The sequence below is a fragment of the Burkholderia sp. SIMBA_051 genome, from assembly GCF_046534915.1.
Lineage (GTDB): Bacteria > Pseudomonadota > Gammaproteobacteria > Burkholderiales > Burkholderiaceae > Burkholderia > Burkholderia ambifaria.
The window spans coordinates 1-244 of record NZ_JAWRXS010000738.1 but is presented as its reverse complement, the minus strand read 5'-3'; the positions used below and the strand labels follow the sequence as shown (position 1 = coordinate 244).

Below are 244 nucleotides of genomic sequence, written 5' to 3'. Positions count from 1 at the left end.
CCAGTGGCCGTGATCCGCGGCAAGACTGAAGCCAATGCAGGTGAACAGATCGTGCTGGATGCGTCCGCCTCCAGCGACCCACAAGGCGCGGCCCTGAGCTTTGCCTGGGAAGCCTCGCCCAAGCTGGACTTTACCTACGACGGTCCGCGTATTGCCTTCACCGCTCCAGAATTGGCTGAAGACACCCGCTACCGTTTCACCCTGAGCCTGAGCAACGGCAAGCAGAGCACCCTCAAGACCCACG

Annotated in this window: 1 protein-coding gene; it reads left to right on the top strand. The window is 61.9% G+C overall.

Annotated elements, in window-relative coordinates; genetic code table 11:
* A partial coding sequence (locus SB771_RS36420) for a hypothetical protein (RefSeq protein WP_410722214.1) occupies window positions 1–244 on the top strand: 244 nt, incomplete at both ends.